The 16,215-nt window shown below is 46.4% G+C and carries 14 protein-coding genes and 1 pseudogene; 8 read left to right on the forward strand and 7 right to left on the reverse strand.

The annotated features are described in order from the left end of the window. A partial coding sequence (locus MHZ89_RS19780) for an IS1 family transposase (protein WP_000507499.1) occupies positions 1 to 164 on the forward strand: 164 nt, incomplete at its 5' end. Here MHZ89_RS19780 and MHZ89_RS19785 read toward each other — a convergent pair. The 4 genes from MHZ89_RS19785 to MHZ89_RS19800 form a co-directional block, all read right to left on the reverse strand. Next, a complete protein-coding gene (locus tag MHZ89_RS19785; RefSeq protein WP_311784385.1) occupies positions 99 to 704 on the reverse strand; it encodes a YaaC family protein in 606 nt (201 codons plus the stop codon). The genes MHZ89_RS19780 and MHZ89_RS19785 overlap by 66 nt on opposite strands. Before the next feature lie 69 nt (positions 705 to 773). Beyond that, positions 774 to 1,910: a hypothetical protein gene (locus tag MHZ89_RS19790; protein ID WP_311784386.1), complete on the reverse strand. Its 1,137-nt coding sequence runs from the start codon at positions 1,908 to 1,910 to the stop codon at positions 774 to 776. Between the two features lie 585 nt (positions 1,911 to 2,495). After that, the gene (locus MHZ89_RS19795; RefSeq protein ID WP_311784387.1) at positions 2,496 to 4,160 is read right to left on the reverse strand and encodes an ATP-dependent helicase; all 1,665 of its coding nucleotides are present in this window, start codon (positions 4,158 to 4,160) and stop codon (positions 2,496 to 2,498) included. Further along, positions 4,157 to 6,061: an AAA family ATPase gene (locus MHZ89_RS19800; protein WP_311784388.1), complete on the reverse strand. Its 1,905-nt coding sequence runs from the start codon at positions 6,059 to 6,061 to the stop codon at positions 4,157 to 4,159. The genes MHZ89_RS19795 and MHZ89_RS19800 overlap by 4 nt, the downstream gene beginning before the upstream one ends. Before the next feature lie 921 nt (positions 6,062 to 6,982). Between MHZ89_RS19800 and MHZ89_RS19805 the strand changes: the two genes are divergently transcribed. The 7 genes from MHZ89_RS19805 (at position 6,983) to MHZ89_RS19835 (ending at position 14,013) form a co-directional block, all read left to right on the forward strand. After that, entirely contained in the window at positions 6,983 to 8,335 is a 1,353-nt protein-coding gene (locus tag MHZ89_RS19805; RefSeq protein ID WP_311784389.1) for an MFS transporter, read from the forward strand. Continuing rightward, positions 8,313 to 9,656: an enolase C-terminal domain-like protein gene (locus tag MHZ89_RS19810; RefSeq protein WP_311784390.1), complete on the forward strand. Its 1,344-nt coding sequence runs from the start codon at positions 8,313 to 8,315 to the stop codon at positions 9,654 to 9,656. The genes MHZ89_RS19805 and MHZ89_RS19810 overlap by 23 nt, the downstream gene beginning before the upstream one ends. A 121-nt stretch (positions 9,657 to 9,777) precedes the next feature. Beyond that, entirely contained in the window at positions 9,778 to 11,118 is a 1,341-nt protein-coding gene (locus MHZ89_RS19815; protein WP_311784391.1) for a glycosyl hydrolase family 28 protein, read from the forward strand. 238 nt (positions 11,119 to 11,356) lie between these two features. Further along, positions 11,357 to 11,800, forward strand: coding sequence for a hypothetical protein (locus tag MHZ89_RS19820; protein ID WP_311784392.1), 444 nt, complete (start codon positions 11,357 to 11,359; stop codon positions 11,798 to 11,800). Positions 11,801 to 12,076: 276 nt separating this feature from the next. Beyond that, on the forward strand, positions 12,077 to 12,700 hold the full coding sequence (locus MHZ89_RS19825) for a class I SAM-dependent methyltransferase (protein ID WP_311784393.1): 624 nt from the start codon (positions 12,077 to 12,079) through the stop codon (positions 12,698 to 12,700). 71 nt (positions 12,701 to 12,771) lie between these two features. Further along, positions 12,772 to 13,128, forward strand: a complete 357-nt coding sequence (locus MHZ89_RS19830; protein ID WP_311784394.1) for a nuclear transport factor 2 family protein — start codon at positions 12,772 to 12,774, stop codon at positions 13,126 to 13,128. Positions 13,129 to 13,491: 363 nt separating this feature from the next. Next, a complete protein-coding gene (locus MHZ89_RS19835) occupies positions 13,492 to 14,013 on the forward strand; it encodes a GNAT family N-acetyltransferase (protein WP_311784395.1) in 522 nt (173 codons plus the stop codon). Between the two features lie 101 nt (positions 14,014 to 14,114). Here the strand turns inward: MHZ89_RS19835 and MHZ89_RS19840 are convergent. The 3 genes and pseudogenes from MHZ89_RS19840 to MHZ89_RS19850 all read right to left on the reverse strand — a co-directional run. Further along, a pseudogene (locus MHZ89_RS19840) lies at positions 14,115 to 14,222 on the reverse strand (GIY-YIG nuclease family protein); the annotation flags it as partial. Positions 14,223 to 14,270: 48 nt separating this feature from the next. Beyond that, a complete protein-coding gene (locus tag MHZ89_RS19845) occupies positions 14,271 to 14,996 on the reverse strand; it encodes a nucleotidyltransferase domain-containing protein (protein ID WP_311784396.1) in 726 nt (241 codons plus the stop codon). A gap of 453 nt (positions 14,997 to 15,449) precedes the next feature. Then, entirely contained in the window at positions 15,450 to 16,196 is a 747-nt protein-coding gene (locus tag MHZ89_RS19850; protein ID WP_311784397.1) for an SDR family oxidoreductase, read from the reverse strand. Between the last annotated feature and the right edge of the window lie 19 nt (positions 16,197 to 16,215).

The raw sequence follows: 16,215 nt of genomic DNA on the forward strand, positions 1-16,215 counted from the left end.
TGCACGTAATCAGCAAGCGATATACGCAGCGAATTGAGCGGCATAACCTGAATCTGAGGCAGCACCTGGCACGGCTGGGACGGAAGTCGCTGTCGTTCTCAAAATCGGTGGAGCTGCATGATAAAGTCATCGGGCATTATCTGAACATAAAACACTATCAATAAGTTGGGACCATTACCCGATAGTATATCTCTGATATTTAAACTTTTCGGTCCACTATTATAGGAAGGTGCTTTCGATAAATCAAAAAGACGTAACATCTCATGGGCGACTTGAATATCACCGCTGTTACTTGTTTTTATAGTGACGCTGGATTTAGAAAATTCACTCTGATAATCTTCCGATATGCCGTGTATATACCCCTTAAACAAAACATTATCTGACCGGGAAATGTTGATTGCGATTTTTGAAAGGTTAAGAAATGCATAGTAATATAATAACGGTTGGGATTTCACCGGGCTATTTTCTGCTGATTCGTAAAAGTTTTTTGCCTGTTCCAGAAAAGAAAATAGCACCTTTTCTTTTTTAAGCTTATCAGCATTCGTTTTGGTTGTTTTCTCAATGTAACGTTTCAATATATAGTCCCAAAAAGACCATATATCAGAAATAATTATCTTTTCTCCTGAACCAATCTTTAGCTTATTATAATCCATGGAAAACAGTGGAAAGCCATTAAGGTACTTTCTTATCTGTATAATTGACATATACTGCCCCAGTACGTTACTGTATAATTAAGAAACAAAGAAGCCAGTTTTTTTCAATATCTTATATATCTATGACTCGTCCTTATTTAGCCCGTAAATTTCAGATAATCGTTTTTTTTCGGCCTGAAACTCTTCATCAATACTAGCGAAATCAGGTAATGAACCAATCAAATCCTGAATGCGATGAATTATTTTCCATGCATCATAATGAATGAATGGGTTCATACCTATAACATTCCCGGCATCGGGAATAATCGAATTTCCGGCATTAGCGAGCATATTAAATTTATCTGTAGCTATGTTTTCATCCCATTCAGATACAAATAGAAGCAACGCGGAGACAGCAAGCAACTGATTATTTCTCATTATTGAGAGCGGAGTAGTAAACTTTCTTCTGAGAGAATCATAGTGCTTGATTATTGTCGTTGACAAGTGCATGGCTGCCACGTACTTATCATTTAGCTCTCGCCTGTCAAATATCCTTATTCCTTTGTCCTTTATGACAAGTCGATGTGCTTGGTTTGCTAATGTGTTACTATACAACCTCATAAACGGGTTGTTTTCTTTAGTATTCAAATCAATATTGAAGAAGGGTGGATATTTACACTTTAAAGACTTATACACCTCATCATTTATATTAAACCATGATTCGTATTGCTTACCATCCTGAACTACATATTCATCAGTATCACCTTTACTATAAAATGATGCTCTGATAAGATTAATAATGTGTGGGCTGTAGCTGATGACAATATTCCCCGACTCGCGCAGATCAGCAAACCACTTTCTCATGTTCCTGATATCGGTCTGGTTAAAAACCTTGTGCTCAATTCCTCGACAAACCAGTTCTCTTACTAATATCATAATTTCTGAACCATCCTTTCCAAACTTAATAAAGGCATCACCACCTGAATCTCTGACTTTATCTGGGCCCGTATAATAGTCACAAAAAACCTTGTGTGCATCCGTATCATCAGGTTTTCTGAATGCAAAGCATGACTGCTTAACCTTTTTACCAGTTATCTTCGAATAGCCTTCCGATACATAATATGCACCTGTAACGTTGCACATTGGGCATTCTGCATCTTCATGTACGAATCGTTGAAAACCATCTAAGTTACATGACACATTTTTAAGATATAATCTTTCTAATTGCTCTTTATCCAGTTCGATTTTAAATTTCTTTGAATAAACAGTAATTGCCACGTGCTTCTCCATTAGTTAACCGTTAAATAATGCAGAGGGCTATTGATAAGCAGGCAAGCCCAGGAGTTTTCTGCCAGTTGGTGTTCCGACCTAGATAGTATTTTATTATATCACCGCCATAAGGGGCATAGTGGAAGCCGGTGCGATCACAACTTGCGCTCATTATACGTTTTCTGTCCCACAATGACGGGATGAGAAGTAAAGCCTCAGCTGTACAGCTTCAACCTGCTCCCCTTTGATTAAGAAACATTTCTGTCAGTGATTTCATCATAATGTCTCTTACTGTGTATACAACTTAGTCCTCTCCTTACTCTTAACAGATGCTGTTCGGTGTGCAGGTCCGCGTTGTGTTAGGAACGGATGCTGCAGGCTTCAGTCTGTGTTGATCAACGGGGAGTCGGTCACAATCACAAACTACATGTCTTTCGGGTCTGCCACTTGGCGCAAGAAGCAAACGCTGCAAATGGCATTCCGCATTAACTATTGAACAATGCTTGAATAGCCAATTGTAAATATCAATGCATTATAGCCCAATAAATGATATGAAAATAATTGTGCAATTATAAGGAATTTTTGGGTTGACCGTTACCTCACAAACGGAAGAACATAATCAAAAAACTCTAATCGAGCAGTCCGAAAAACTTTCCAGTGCATAGCATTAGCAGGTTCATCACGCTTGTTAGTATGAGTTAAAATAAGGCGTCTCTTTGCTCGTGAAACACCGACAAAAAACGCGCAGCGATTTTCTTCTTCTTTACCAAAGAAAGTCTCATTCTCTACAGCCATGATAACAACCGAATCAAACTCTAATCCTTTGCTTTTATGAATGGTCAAAATGCGCACAGCCTGATCATCAGCAAATCGTTTTAATGCGAGTAGTAAATCAGATTCGATTTCCAGTAAATATTTGATACGTGCTCTGGCATCGCGAATAACCTGTTTCAGACGTTCATGGGACTCATAATCAGGAGATAATGCAACAAGCGTCTGTAAACCTATGTGCTTTAAGAGAGCTCGTCCAAATTTCCACCATTCAGAAAAGGGTGTGTCCGTTTTTTTTGCACCAGATACTTCCTTACGATGCTTTCTTATAAGTTGATCAAGACCTTTTCGCACGCTGGTCTGAATTTCTTCATCAGCAAAGGGAACCAGCAGGTTCATCAGGCGAATCCAGGCTTTAGGTTCCCGATGCCCATAAAGACAGGACAAGTAATCAACGATTAAACGAGCCACGGGTTCAACCGTGATGTCCTGCATTTGCTGCTCATTGCGGTAGGGAATTCCGCGCTGCTCTAACTCTTTGAAGAGGTGATCAGCATACAAATCTGGTTGCTTTGAAACCAGTACTGCAATTTCAGCTGGAGGTAGCTGCTCTTTATTTATCCAACCATCAATTAGGTCAGCCAGATGAATAGCTTCAGTTTGACTATCTTCAAATTTCCAAGCAAAAACCTCTCCTTCCTCCCCTTCCAGTTGATCATCAGGCATTACGGAGTCAGGATCTAACTTACGAATAATTTCGTTCTGAACACGCAGCAATGTTGGTTTTGAGCGGAAATTGCGATACATATTGAGCGGCAACGCATTAAAGTCCTTTGTGAAGGACTGGAAAATGCCGTCCAGCGCACCTGCCCAGGCCATAATTTTCTGTTTTGTATCACCGACTGCAGTCAGTCGAATTTTGGTTCCCTGAAAAGCGAGCTTTAACAAGTCATATTGTAAATTTGTGCAGTCCTGAAATTCATCAAGGAAAATGTCACTATAGGTCTGACGGATTGCATTTCGGGCTATTTTTGACGTTTGCAATATCTTAATTGCATAGGGAACCAGTTCGCCGAATGCTATTTCGTGACGAGACGCCCCGATTTTCTTGTCCACAATAGTGTAACCAGTATCTAAGGCATATTCTCCCGTGAGTACCGGCCTGAATCGATCTATGATGCGCTTAGCAAATGCGTGAAAGGTAAAACTGTCAAAGCGAGAAGCAAGATCCTGTCCACACCTACGTTCAACGCGCTCTGTAAGGTTTCTGCTGGCATCAACCTTAAATGAGATCGCCAGAATCCTTTTGGGGTATCGGCACGTTCCAGTTCGCAAAAGGAAGTCAGCACGCTGTGCGAGCATTTCCGTCTTACCCGCGCCCGGTCCGGCAGTTAGTGCCAGACAACGTTTACGCGCTTTCGCTGCACGTTTCGCATTAGGTTCCAGCATCAATCCATCTGCGGGCTGCCATTCTTCAACAGTAATCATTCTGGCAGTTCCGTGAGTTTGGCAATAACCGCATCAGCCAGCCTGTCCAGTGAATCCGGCATGCTATCAAGTAGCTCATCATCATTTAGTTGAGTTAACGCCTCGATGTGCGCTGCGGGTTTGCTGCCAAGCTTGAAGCGTTGATGATAGGTATTGAAAAGCGCTAATTCATAGTCACTGTACTGAGATGGATCGTAATGACTTTTTCCGAGAACAGCTTTAAGGGTTGCCTCATCGGGCTTGTCTTCGTGAACGTCATAGGCTTTTGGATACGCAAGTAACATTGAAAAGTCTAAATCCATTGGGTAGGAGAAAAACACCCCGCGCTCTTCAAGAATGTCAAGATAATTTTCGAAGTCCCGAATTTTATCCTTTCCATCATTCCATTTTGGAATTTCGTAATCTTCAGGGAGTTTTTTACTCGGTTGATGTATTGCAAACTGATCGTTTACGTACTTAATTCTTCCCCACCCTGCTGCATAGCGGGCAACATCAAGATCAAGCAGTGTAAAATAGGGGATCTTTAATGCTGCAAGCAGACGCCAGAAATGGTTAACATGCCGCCCTCCTAATGGTGCTATCGTAATGGCAGACTCATCAACGGGTGCCCCCTTGGCCTGAAGCAAGCGTGGCAACACAATTTCTTCACTATCACCTTCGCCAAGCACTACCAGCCGTGAAAAATAAATTTCCGGAAATGCCTGGACGGCTTCTCGCACAAACTTATGTGCCTCATCAGTTTCATCAGGCAATTTGATACAGGTGACACACGTCTCTCTTGACTCATTCAGACGAAGATAACGTATTAGCTCAGGACCCACCCGGCGCAGCATTGTGGGTGCATGCGTCGCAATGAGCGCTTGCGCATCCGGGTTTTCTGTCATGACATTCAGGGAACTAACAATGCGACCCAGATAATGTGGGGAAAGGCTGTTTTCTGGCTCCTCAAGGGCTACCAGTGTGAAGACCGGAGGACGTAATTTATCGGGATCAAATGTTACATTTTTTTCTGCAAGAACAGCTCTGCCAATAGCTTGAGACGATAAGACAAGAGAAAGGTAAAGCATGGATTTTTGACCATCGCTCAGCCTTGAAAAATCAACAAATGAGCCATCGTGACCTGGGGTAAAGGAAACCGACAGATGCCTTAACAGCGATTCAATTTCTGATGCGACAAAAGTAATTTTAGGATCAGAAAAAAATTTACCTTTGTGCAGCGTTGCCCATGTTGCCTTTAAACTCTCACTGAAAGCATTCACCGAGGGGTTTGCCGCAAGGCTTTCACTTATTTTATCCGTCAGCCCTCTAATCGTTTCGCGTTCAGCGTCCCAACGAACAGCGCGAAGTAAACGCCCAAGTAATGCATTCGCACCGTAAGTAATATGGTCAGCAGGATCACGTCTGGCAGGCAGATAGTGTACCTGAATATGATTACGTTCAGCGCGTGGAACCTGAGCGACATTCAAAGGCAAGTCATCTGCATCAACGTCCAAAACATATACCAGAGCGTCTTCAATATCGCCATCCAGCCCCATAGCCGCATTAAGGCGAAAACGTACACGCGGAATCCCATCCGGCTCGTCCAGTCGCATATGACTAAAATGGGGAGCTACGGTACTGTTGTCCTCCTCCTCTTCCAGTTCGGGAAACAGAAAATCAGCCTCTATCCACAGCTGGCGCTCAAGCGGAACCTCCTCTTCATCAAAGGGGACGTGGAAATCTGAACGCTGAATCCGCCTTAATGCGGGGTCGAATGCAAAGAGTCGACACAAAGCCTGGAGAACTGCAGTTTTACCTGAACCATTAGGACCAATGATATATGTTATATCTTCAAGGCTCAGTTCGGTTGATTCATGTCCAAACGACTGAAAACCAGATAAACGAATCGCTTTAAGCTTCATGCGTATCCCTACACAGGTTAATTAGATTTTTAAATCAATTATTTAAACCACTTATCATCTAACAGCAACATTCTGTTAAACTCAGACTCAGTCAGGGTAAATACAGAAATTTCTTATTGCTTGTACTTAATAAATTTTAATAACAGTTTTTATGAAAACATTAAAGTCATTTTTGTTAATCCAGTCATTCGGTAATCTCGATTCCCGATAGCAGAACTGCCACTCGGGGTTAGGACAGAACGCAAACAGGGAAGTGAGTGCCAAAGCGACTCTTGCATAAGGTCGTCCGTGTGGCAGATTTCTTCACAGCTTAAGGACCGGGAAACGAAGCCGTATGAGGAGATATGAACCGTGCAAAGCCCCGGATCGTGTCAGTGTGTTGGTATAGTTCTTAGTGGCCGCTAAATTCGCTACCAAAAAAGTTAGCTGCGTACGTCTTATTTACCATCAGACACAAGCCACTAAGCCCGAAATGTCGTTTCTGGTGTTCCAGCGGCGCTTACCGACTTACCAGTTAGTGGAATCGGAATGACGACCCGAAGGTTCAGAGAACCTGAGGTGGCATAGAAAAAAGGATATGTAACCGAGCCCCTGACTATCAAGCTCAGGTGGCCCGCTCCCAAATGATTCACAAATATTCATACTAGTAAATCGCCATGCTGCCAGTTATGAAGGTCCGCTCTTCGCTCATAGCGGATCTTGCAGCCTGTATATATGTTTTATGCCAACAGCGGACATAACCTCCCGAGTGAGCCAGCGCACAAACCAGCACGAAACCTTTCGACGTAAATTTACATAATTTCATGAAATTGAAAAACTGCACGGCATTTGCCTGACAGTTCCAGGGCAAAAACACATAACTACTCACCCACTCTACTGCGTATACCTATAGCGGTGTTTTTCTGCCCCTAAAGGTGACGCATGACACAACAACTGCATGAATTATCGGCCGATCACGAGGCTCATATTGCTTCTGCAATAGGCAAATTTTTCCGTCGCATTATTCCAATGCTGGCGCTGATGCTTATCGTTAATCAGATTGACCGCGCCAACATTGGCTTCGTTAAAGCCGAACTGCAAACCGATGCCGGCATTAGCGCTGCTGCTTTCGGTTTAGGCGCGGGGCTTTTCTTTATTGGTTATGCGCTGTTTGAAGTGCCCAGCAATATGATGCTGAAAAGATACGGCGCACGCGTGTGGCTTACGCGCATTATGATTACCTGGGGAGCGGTGGTCGTTCTTACCGGTTTCGTTAGCACGCCGCTGCATTTTTATCTGCTGCGTTTCCTGCTTGGCGTAGCTGAGGCGGGCTTCTTCCCTGGCGTTCTGTTCTATTTCCGTCAATGGGTGCCAAATGCCTGGCGAGGGCGCGCTACCGCAATGGTGCTGAGTGCAACCGCCAGCGCTTTTCTGTTCTCTGGCCCGCTCACAGGCGCAATCCTGATGATGCATAATGCTGGTGGGCTCGCGGGTTGGAAATGGGTAATGTTCATGGAAGGTGGCGGATCGATAGTGATCGGCTTGCTGGCGGCGCTTGTGTTGGTATCGAAACCAGAAGGGGCAAAATGGCTAAGCGATGCGGAAAAACAGGCACTGGCACAGCAGCTGGCTCTTGAAGAGACCGCTCGTGAAGAACATGCCGTCACGCACGGTCGCTGGGGGTTGATAACCGATCGCAGCCTTCTCTCCTACTGCTTGATCTTCTTCACCATGACCATGACCGGTTACACGCTGGTGTTCTGGCTACCGCAAATCATCCAGCGTATTCAGGGGTTCAACAGTTTCGAAACCGGACTGCTGACTGCCATCCCGTGGTTGTTTGCCATCGTTGCTCTGTTTCTGCTGGGTAAAGTCACCGATCGTTATCGCGATAAGCTGGATAAAGGTCTCGGAATTGCCATGCTGCTCGCCGCGTGCGGCACCTTTATGGCCACGCTTGGCACGCCATGGTTTGGCTTTATGGCGATGATTGTGGCTTGTATTGGTTCCAAAGTCAGCGCCGCATTCTTCTGGCCGATGCCGCAAAGCGAACTGCCCGCAGCGATCGCAGCACCAGGCATTGCGATGATCAACTCCATTGGTAACCTTGGCGGTTTCTTCGCGCCTACGGTGTTCGGCTATCTTGAAATGCATACCGGCAGCACCACCGGTGGCCTCTACGCGCTGACCAGTGTGTCAGTGGCTACCGGCCTGTGGCTGTTGCTGCGCAGCAAACCTGTTCCCCCATCTTTGGGTTACAAGGAGAGACACCATGTCAGACAGTCCAGTCATTAACTCCATGCGCATCGTACCGGTAGCTGGCTACGACAGCATGCTTCTGAATATTGGGGGTGCCCATAACTGCTTCTTTACACGCATTATCGTAATCCTGACCGATTCTGCCGGACACACCGGTGTTGGCGAAACGCCCTGTCATGCATCGACCTTGCAGCTGCTGGAGCAGTTTCGCCCTTTAATTGAAGGCAGTTCGCTGCTACGCCTGAATGCCACGCTGAGCCAGCTCTTTAATAGCGAAGCGCGTCAGCAGCAAACCTCACATACTGACGACATTCATATTCCGCAGATGAATCCGGAGAAGTTTTATAACGCTGCTGCTGCCATTGAGGCTGCGCTACTGGACCTGCAAGGCAAGCTGTTTAACCTGCCAGTAGCAGATTTGCTTGCCAGCGGAAAACAACGGGATCGTATCCCGGTACTGGGCTATTTGTTCTACATCGCCGATCGCAGGCTCACCAATATGCATTATCGCTCGGGAGATAAGGCGCCGGATGGCTGGTTCCGTTTGCGTCATGAGCCTGCGATGGACAGTGCTGGAGTGCAACGGCTGGCCGAAGCGGCAGTTGAGCAGTACGGCTTTCGTGACTTCAAGCTAAAAGGCGGTGTGATGGCAGGCGAAGTGGAAGTTGAAACGGTTGAGGCGCTGCTGACGCGCTTTCCTGACGCGCGCGTAACCGTCGATCCCAATGCAAGCTGGTCACTGGATGAAGCGATTCGCTTTGGTAAACAGCTGGCGGGGAAAGTGCCATATCTGGAAGATCCTTGCGGTGCAGAACAGGGCTACTCAGGCAGGGAAACGCTTACGGAATTCCGTCGCGCCACGGGCGTGCCGGTCGCTACCAATATGATCGCTAACGACTGGCGTCAGCTGCACCATGCGCTGCAGCTTAACGCCATAGATATTCCGCTCGCCGATCCTCACTTCTGGACGATGCGCAACGCCAACGTGGTGGCGCAGTTGTGCAATGAATGGGGTCTGACCACCGGCTGCCACTCCAATAATCATTTTGATATCTCATTGGCTATGGTGGCGCACCTTGGCGCGGCGGCGCCAGGTGAGCGTCAGACCGCCTTTGATACCCACTGGATCTGGCAGGACGGACAGCAACTGACGCACCAGGCGCCGCAGATCCGCGATGGCTATCTGGAATTGCCACCCGGTCCAGGTCTGGGCATCGAGTTAAATATGGAACGCGTCGAGCAGGCGCATGCGCTTTACAACACGCTGCCGGATAAGAACCGAAACGATGCCCTGGGAATGCAATTTTTAATTGATAACTGGCGCTATGATGCCAAACGCCCGTCACTGGTTCGCTAAGGAAGCAATGTGAAGAAAATAATACGTGCAAAGACGATGGTGACGTATTAACGCCGCCTGGTAGCATGAAACTGGCCGCCCTGACTGCCGGCCGCACAATAGTCTAATCTGCTGAGGATGCATGAATAAATCTCTGATGACTCTGGTCTGCTGTGTTTCTTTTTCGTCTTGTTTAGCGCAAGCCGCCTCTTCAGTCTGCCGCCCCCAGGAATTTGGGGGTAAAGCTGATGGAGAAACCCTGAACACGAATGCTATTCAACAGGCTATTCAGCAATGTAGTCAGCGCGGTGGAGGAACCGTTCAACTATCGCCGGGGCTCTGGTTGAGCGGGCCGCTGCAATTACAAAATAATATCACGCTAAAAATTGAAAAAGGGGCAACCCTTAAGGCCAGCAATCAGGAAGGAAAATTCATTTCAGCGTTTATCGGGCATCCGGCCAAAGTGAATGAAGCTTTTATCTTCGCCAGTAATGTGAAAAATGTGACCATTATGGGCGGAGGCACACTGGATGGCGATGGAGAGAAAACCTGGTGGCCTGAAGCATTCAAAATACGCGGCGAAGTAAGAGGCGGGAATCAAAAAATCTTCACCGACCGCTTTCCCGGGATTCCTTTGGCGAACGGTGTTCCACGCCCCTGGTTTGTAGAATTAAATGATGTCACTCAGGGTAAGATTGAAAATCTACACCTGACCAATTCGCCCATGTGGAACATTGTTATTCGCAATAGCGTCGATATTAATGTGAATAAAGTGAAGATCACCAATCCTGTCACCTCGCCGAATACTGACGGGATGGATATTGTCTCCTCCCGGAACATTACTGTGTCAAACATGGATATTGCAACGGGTGATGACAATATTGCCATTAAGTCCGGGTTGGTTAACGGCACGGGAGCAGCATCGAAGGATATCACCATCCACGACTCCATTATGCGTGATGGCCACGGTATTTCTGTAGGGAGTGAAACCGCGAACGGTATCGGAAAGGTGACGATCAGTCGCATCACATTTCTGAATACGGAAAATGGCGTGCGCATTAAATCAGCCAGGGACAGAGGTAATACCATAGGCCCTCTTATTGCCAGTCATCTCACCATGTCCAATGTGAACACGCCGATTCTGGTGACCAACAGCTACAGCGGCCAGGCGGGGGCGCAAGGGCATACTTTTACGCAGCCAATAGAAACGAGCCCGCTTACGGCTTCAACGCCAAAAATCAGAGGGATAACCCTCTCAGATGTGATGGCGACTAAAGCGACCTATGCCATGATTTTTAGCGGCCTGCCGGAATCTCCAATACAGGATGTCTCGCTACATAACATCAGGATTGATGCCAGTTATGGCGTGCAGGCAAGATATGTCGCAGGTAAAGGGAATAATGTGAGCATTTCCGTGAAGGAGGGTTCGACGATGGAAAAAGGCCCGAATGCAGCACTGCAACTGAATCACGGGACAGACTAACAAAATGATCGGGTAGGTTCCATGAACACCCTGGGTCTTTCAATGTCGATTCTGTGCCAGAAGTGGACGTTGCTATAGCAGCTTGTTTTTGTCAGTCAGGGGCGATTTAAGCTTTTGATGTCCCCCTGACTTTATCTGAACGTGCTCTTACAAACATGTTGTAATGGCCTGAATCGTTACTTTAAATATGAAGTATTATTCCTGAATTCATATACGGCAACGCGCTTAAAGAGGACAAATGGATAAGTATGCGGAACGGCTCACAGGATTTATGCGGGCTGTAGGCTGTATGAATGATACGGCAAACCGCGTGTCTGACTATTTTGTGATTAAACTTGAGGAAAGCGACAGCTTGTTGACGTCTCTGGCGATGTATCATTCATCTGTCACAGATAAGTTTCCGGCTACATACTGGCATCCACAACTTAGAGCATGCTCTCAAAAAATATTTATGGAGACAGTGGCATCATGGTTCTTTGAGCATAAGGATACGCAGCTTCTGCCTTCCTCACTTAAGCAAAACCTCCTCGCCCATTTTATAGATGATCTTAATGAAATGACCGGTAATGCACTGTTCTTTACCCTCATCACCAGCCCACCAGTATGGTATGGCTCCCTGCACGAAGAGTTTGTGATTGAGTCACAATATGGCAAATACCTCGTTCATTTCAGTTGTCACTAACCTCTTTGTCACGATTCAAAGTCAGCAAAGCTTCCCTTAACAGCCTCTACTCCGGTTAACAAAATCGAGCCGAGGACTTCGCGCAAGCATGATGATTGCATGTAGCCGATCCTATAGATCATGCGGTAAAGACCAGATGTTACTCTGAAAAAAATGTTGCTCCATCACGGATAAGTCCCGGATGATTATAAACAAACACACTCAACCGGAAAGGCTTGTTATACAACTCCGGCGCGTTTTAGAGAACCGGGTAAATGGCCATGAAAAGGGGATAAAATGAGCAATCAGGCTTTTAAAGCAGTTATATCTCTTTATGAGAAACACGCTTCAGCTTTTGAAAATATGCGCCCTGTTAATTTATCAGAAAAACCATGGCTTGACAGGTTTACAGCCTGCCTCCCTGCAGGCGGTCATATTCTGGATATTGGCTGCGGTACTGGCTCACCGGTAGCAGAATATTTACTTAACCAGGGGTTCAGGGTAACAGGTGTAGACTCAGCGCCTTCCATGATTGCCCGGTGCAGAGATAAGTTTCCTCATCAAACCTGGCTTGTTGCCGATATGCGAAAGCTGGATCTGGGAAAAACATTCGATGGCATTCTTGCATGGGACAGTTTTTTTCATCTTTGCCATGACGATCAGCGTGAAATGTTTGCCCGTTTTTCTGCCCATGCCAAAAAAGGTACGGCTTTAATGTTCAATGCCGGCCCGCAAGAAGGAGAAGCCTTTGGCCAGTTACAGGGTGAACCACTGGCTCACTCAAGCCTGTCGTCTCGTGAATACGAATCACTGATGCAAAATTATGGTTTTCAGACAGTCCGGCATATTGTTGAAGATAAACAGTGTAACAGTCGTACAATTTGGCTTGCTGTCAAACTGGCTCCCGGTCAGGCTGACTGAAGAATGCAAAGCGCTATGCTTCACTGGCAGCATCAGACTGCACCATAAACATTTTTCTTACCGGAGACTTTATGCAAAAGGCCCTTATGCTGGAGAACAGACTCTTTGCTGCAATGATCCATTCAGATACAGACGCGCTTGATTCCCTTATCGCAGACTCACTGATATTCATTAATCACGCCGGGCTAAGTGTTACCAAAGCTCAGGATCTGGAAATGCATTCTTCCGGGCTGATTCGCATTCAGGATATTACGCGGGAACGTTTCAACGCCTGTGAATACTCTGATTGTCTTATTGTGGATACCTGCGTATCAGTGACAGGAACCTATGACGGTCAGAGTGCAAATGGCCGTTTCCATCATTTACGCACCTGGGCTGTGACTGATGGACGATGGCAGGTTGTAGGCCTGAAAAGCTCAATTGATTAACATTGCCAGTCAGGCGAAATTAATATCCTGCTTTGCTCCTTTCTGCCCAGAATCTTATTAAACTGGAAATACGTGAAATTTCCAGACTGGCTTACATGCCCCCTTTTCGCTCAGGAACTCCTGAGGGCTCTGACAGTACCTCTCAGATATCGCGATAACGCCAGGCTCTGCTGCTCCCTGTCCTCTATAAGGCTGTTCTTCCGCCCGCTGCTGAGCCAGTTTCAGGCCCCACTGCGCCTGCATGCCCAAAGGAACTACGCCTGTCTGCTATGCGCCAGTAGCTGATGTCGCTCACAGCGTGATAAGTTAATTGATAGAAAATGGGGCATCCTGTTAACACCGTCACGTAAAAAGGAATGTCAGGTGGATTTAGAAACTGCTCGTTTAAGACTTGAACCCTTTAATGAATCACACTATGAAGGCCTGAGGGTGATGGATAACGATCCCAGCGTGATGCATTATATCAACAAGGGGATTGTTAAAACACCAGAAGAGACCTGGGAAAGTATAAGGCGTGTTAAGTCGCGTTGGGAGAATTACGGGTATTCGTGGTGGACTATCAAAGAAAAGGCTTCTGGGGCTATCGTTGGCGCAGCATGCCTTCAGCATCTGGCCAACGTTGAGGGTGCACCTTTAGAGATTGGCTGGCGGCTCGTGCCGGAACAGAATGGCAAGGGCTATGCAACAGAAGCGGCTAAAGCAATTATTGATTTTGCAGCAGAGCAGACCGGCGCAACGTATTTAGTTGCTGTTGCCGATCCTGAAAATCTTCCCTCTCAGCGAGTAATGCAGCGACTTGGTATGACTTACAAAGCAATAGAACGGCATTACGACGTACCCTGCGTAGTTTATGAGCTTAACATGCGGCATGCTGGCCAATCGTAATGAGACGCGTACATAACGTGCGCTTTGAGCCAAAAGTGAGCGTTTCTAAATTGGTTTATTTCAGTCAATACGCAAGGCCATTACCATCCGACACTCTCACGTCATTTATAATTAGTAATTTTATCATTTTCGCTTATTTTTTTAGAGACAGAGCGGGGTTCCCTTCCCAGATACTCAGATATTTCTATTGGGGACATATCAAAGTCTACATGCGACCTCATGGCTATTAAACTCAGCATTAAGCCAGCAGGCAAAATCTAAAAGTTTTTTTCGGCATCAGCTATGCTTTCTCGCCCGCCAGTGCTCATAGCCAGCAAATAATCCATATCTTTTGCCAAAGCAGGATATCGGGCAATGAACCAGGCTCTATGCTCATGAAGCGTACCCGGCCACTCATTGTCATGATCACTGCGAAGGATATTGGTTGATCTGACAAGTTTTCGCGCAGCTGAGCGCACCAGTTGCAACTTTTTGTTTTCATCAGAGGATGCTTTCATTTGGATTATCAAACCCGTCACAACTTGCTGGAAGTTACCGTTCACAGCGACTGCAATAGCTTTTGAAGGCCTGAAAACCTGAAAGCGATGGCTCAGGTCTTCACCATAAACGCAGCGACAATGATGTTTAAGCCAGTATCCCCAGCTGAGTAGGTTATCTGCGTTAAGAACCTGTTCCAGCAAACCACAGTCAAAATCAATTTTACTGATAATCGGATTATTTTTTTCAAGCTCAGAATGAATAGCTTCAAGCTGCTTTGTTGTAGCCTGGTCGAGTTTGTGCTTGAAAATTAGCGTCATATCCAAATCAGAATTATTTGTCTCTGCCCTGCCTTCCGCCACACTTCCGTATACGTAAAGACTATGTATGAGGTCAGGAAAAGAATGAGTCAACTTTGTCACAACATCTGCAATAACACGTGAGAATGCAGGCTGAATTTCAGCGTATTTTAGCAAAGGTATAAAATAGTTATGATTGTCGTCCATCCTTGCTCCTTTTTGCTGAGTTGAACTGCCAGTACAACGAATATATTGAGGCTGAGCATTTTGTGCTCAGACCATTATGCTTCAATCTACGCCTTTCGCTCAAAGCGGACTAAGAAAAACATTATGCCGTTTCGCTCCATCCCCCTCTAAACCTCATAGCACGTATCAGGTAATGAATTAAAGTCACATTGGGATGCTCTGCTCACCCTACATTTTCTTCCCTCCGGCAGTGTTAAAGCCAGTTGAGGATCTTCACTGCGCCTGCCTAAATGCTTGCCTTTTGATCGGCAGAGTGCACAAAATTTAATAATTTACTGAGGCCGCAGCGACTTATACTTCGCTGCGGATGTCACCATTAAACCGGACGGTCTGCTCGTAGCATTGAGCGATTATCGGCAGGTCTTTGTGAAAGCGCTTAAACGAAATTTATAAGGCAGTCGCAACACCTAAGAATTAACCTACTTCCTGCATCAACGCTACCGCATCTTCTCCCGCAGGCATACGCAACGGTGCAGTGGTATCGGTGGCGGCACGCCATATCGCTTCCGCAACATCAAGCGCTTTGGTAGTGGATTGCGGCTGCTGCATACCGGTAAGTACCCGGTCAAACAGGGGCTGATAGGGTTCAGGCTGGGTGTGATCCATGCGCGACATGGCGTTTTTGCCGAAGTCAGTGGTCGGAGCCATGCCCGGTAGAACCAGACGTACGTTGATGTTGAACGGCTGTAACTCAAGCGCCAGCGATTCCGTAAAGGCATTCACCGCTGCCTTACTTGCCGTGTAGACCGCCAGTAATGGAAGAGATTTAAGCGTTACCGTAGAGGTGACGTTAATCACCGTACCGCTTTGTTTCGTGCGAAACTGCGGCAGCACAGCCTGCGTCATCGCGATGGTGCCGAGAGTATTAGTCTCAAACACATCGCGCACCGTAGACATTTCCATACCTTCCAGCGCTGCAAGTACCCCTATCCCGGCGTTGTTCACCAGAACATCAATCTCACCTGCTTCTGCGACAGCCTGCCTGATACTGGCCTCATTACTGACATCCAGTGGCAGCAGACGCAGATTTTCTGAATCTGGAAACAGATCGGCTTGTGGTTTACGCATAGTGGCGATCACTTTCCAGCCACGCTCGAGGAAATAGAGAGCCGTTTCATGCCCAAAGCCTGAAGAACAACCGGTGATTAAGATAGTTTTCACATTTCACTCCTGTCTGGTA

It is taken from the genome of Pantoea sp. ACRSB, assembly GCF_022346905.1.
Classification (GTDB): domain Bacteria; phylum Pseudomonadota; class Gammaproteobacteria; order Enterobacterales; family Enterobacteriaceae; genus Pantoea; species Pantoea piersonii.

Bases quoted from the DNA above. Each gene is read 5' to 3' on its own strand.
- MHZ89_RS19820 (WP_311784392.1), top strand. From the start codon at position 11,357: ATGGATAAGTATGCGGAACGGCTCACAGGATTTATGCGGGCTGTAGGC.
- MHZ89_RS19795 (WP_311784387.1), bottom strand. From the start codon at position 4,160: ATGATTACTGTTGAAGAATGGCAGCCCGCAGATGGATTGATGCTGGAA.
- MHZ89_RS19805 (WP_311784389.1), top strand. From the start codon at position 6,983: ATGACACAACAACTGCATGAATTATCGGCCGATCACGAGGCTCATATT.
- MHZ89_RS19845 (WP_311784396.1), bottom strand. From the start codon at position 14,996: ATGGACGACAATCATAACTATTTTATACCTTTGCTAAAATACGCTGAA.
- MHZ89_RS19825 (WP_311784393.1), top strand. From the start codon at position 12,077: ATGAGCAATCAGGCTTTTAAAGCAGTTATATCTCTTTATGAGAAACAC.
- MHZ89_RS19785 (WP_311784385.1), bottom strand. From the start codon at position 704: ATGTCAATTATACAGATAAGAAAGTACCTTAATGGCTTTCCACTGTTT.
- MHZ89_RS19810 (WP_311784390.1), top strand. From the start codon at position 8,313: ATGTCAGACAGTCCAGTCATTAACTCCATGCGCATCGTACCGGTAGCT.
- MHZ89_RS19800 (WP_311784388.1), bottom strand. From the start codon at position 6,061: ATGAAGCTTAAAGCGATTCGTTTATCTGGTTTTCAGTCGTTTGGACAT.
- MHZ89_RS19830 (WP_311784394.1), top strand. From the start codon at position 12,772: ATGCAAAAGGCCCTTATGCTGGAGAACAGACTCTTTGCTGCAATGATC.
- MHZ89_RS19815 (WP_311784391.1), top strand. From the start codon at position 9,778: ATGAATAAATCTCTGATGACTCTGGTCTGCTGTGTTTCTTTTTCGTCT.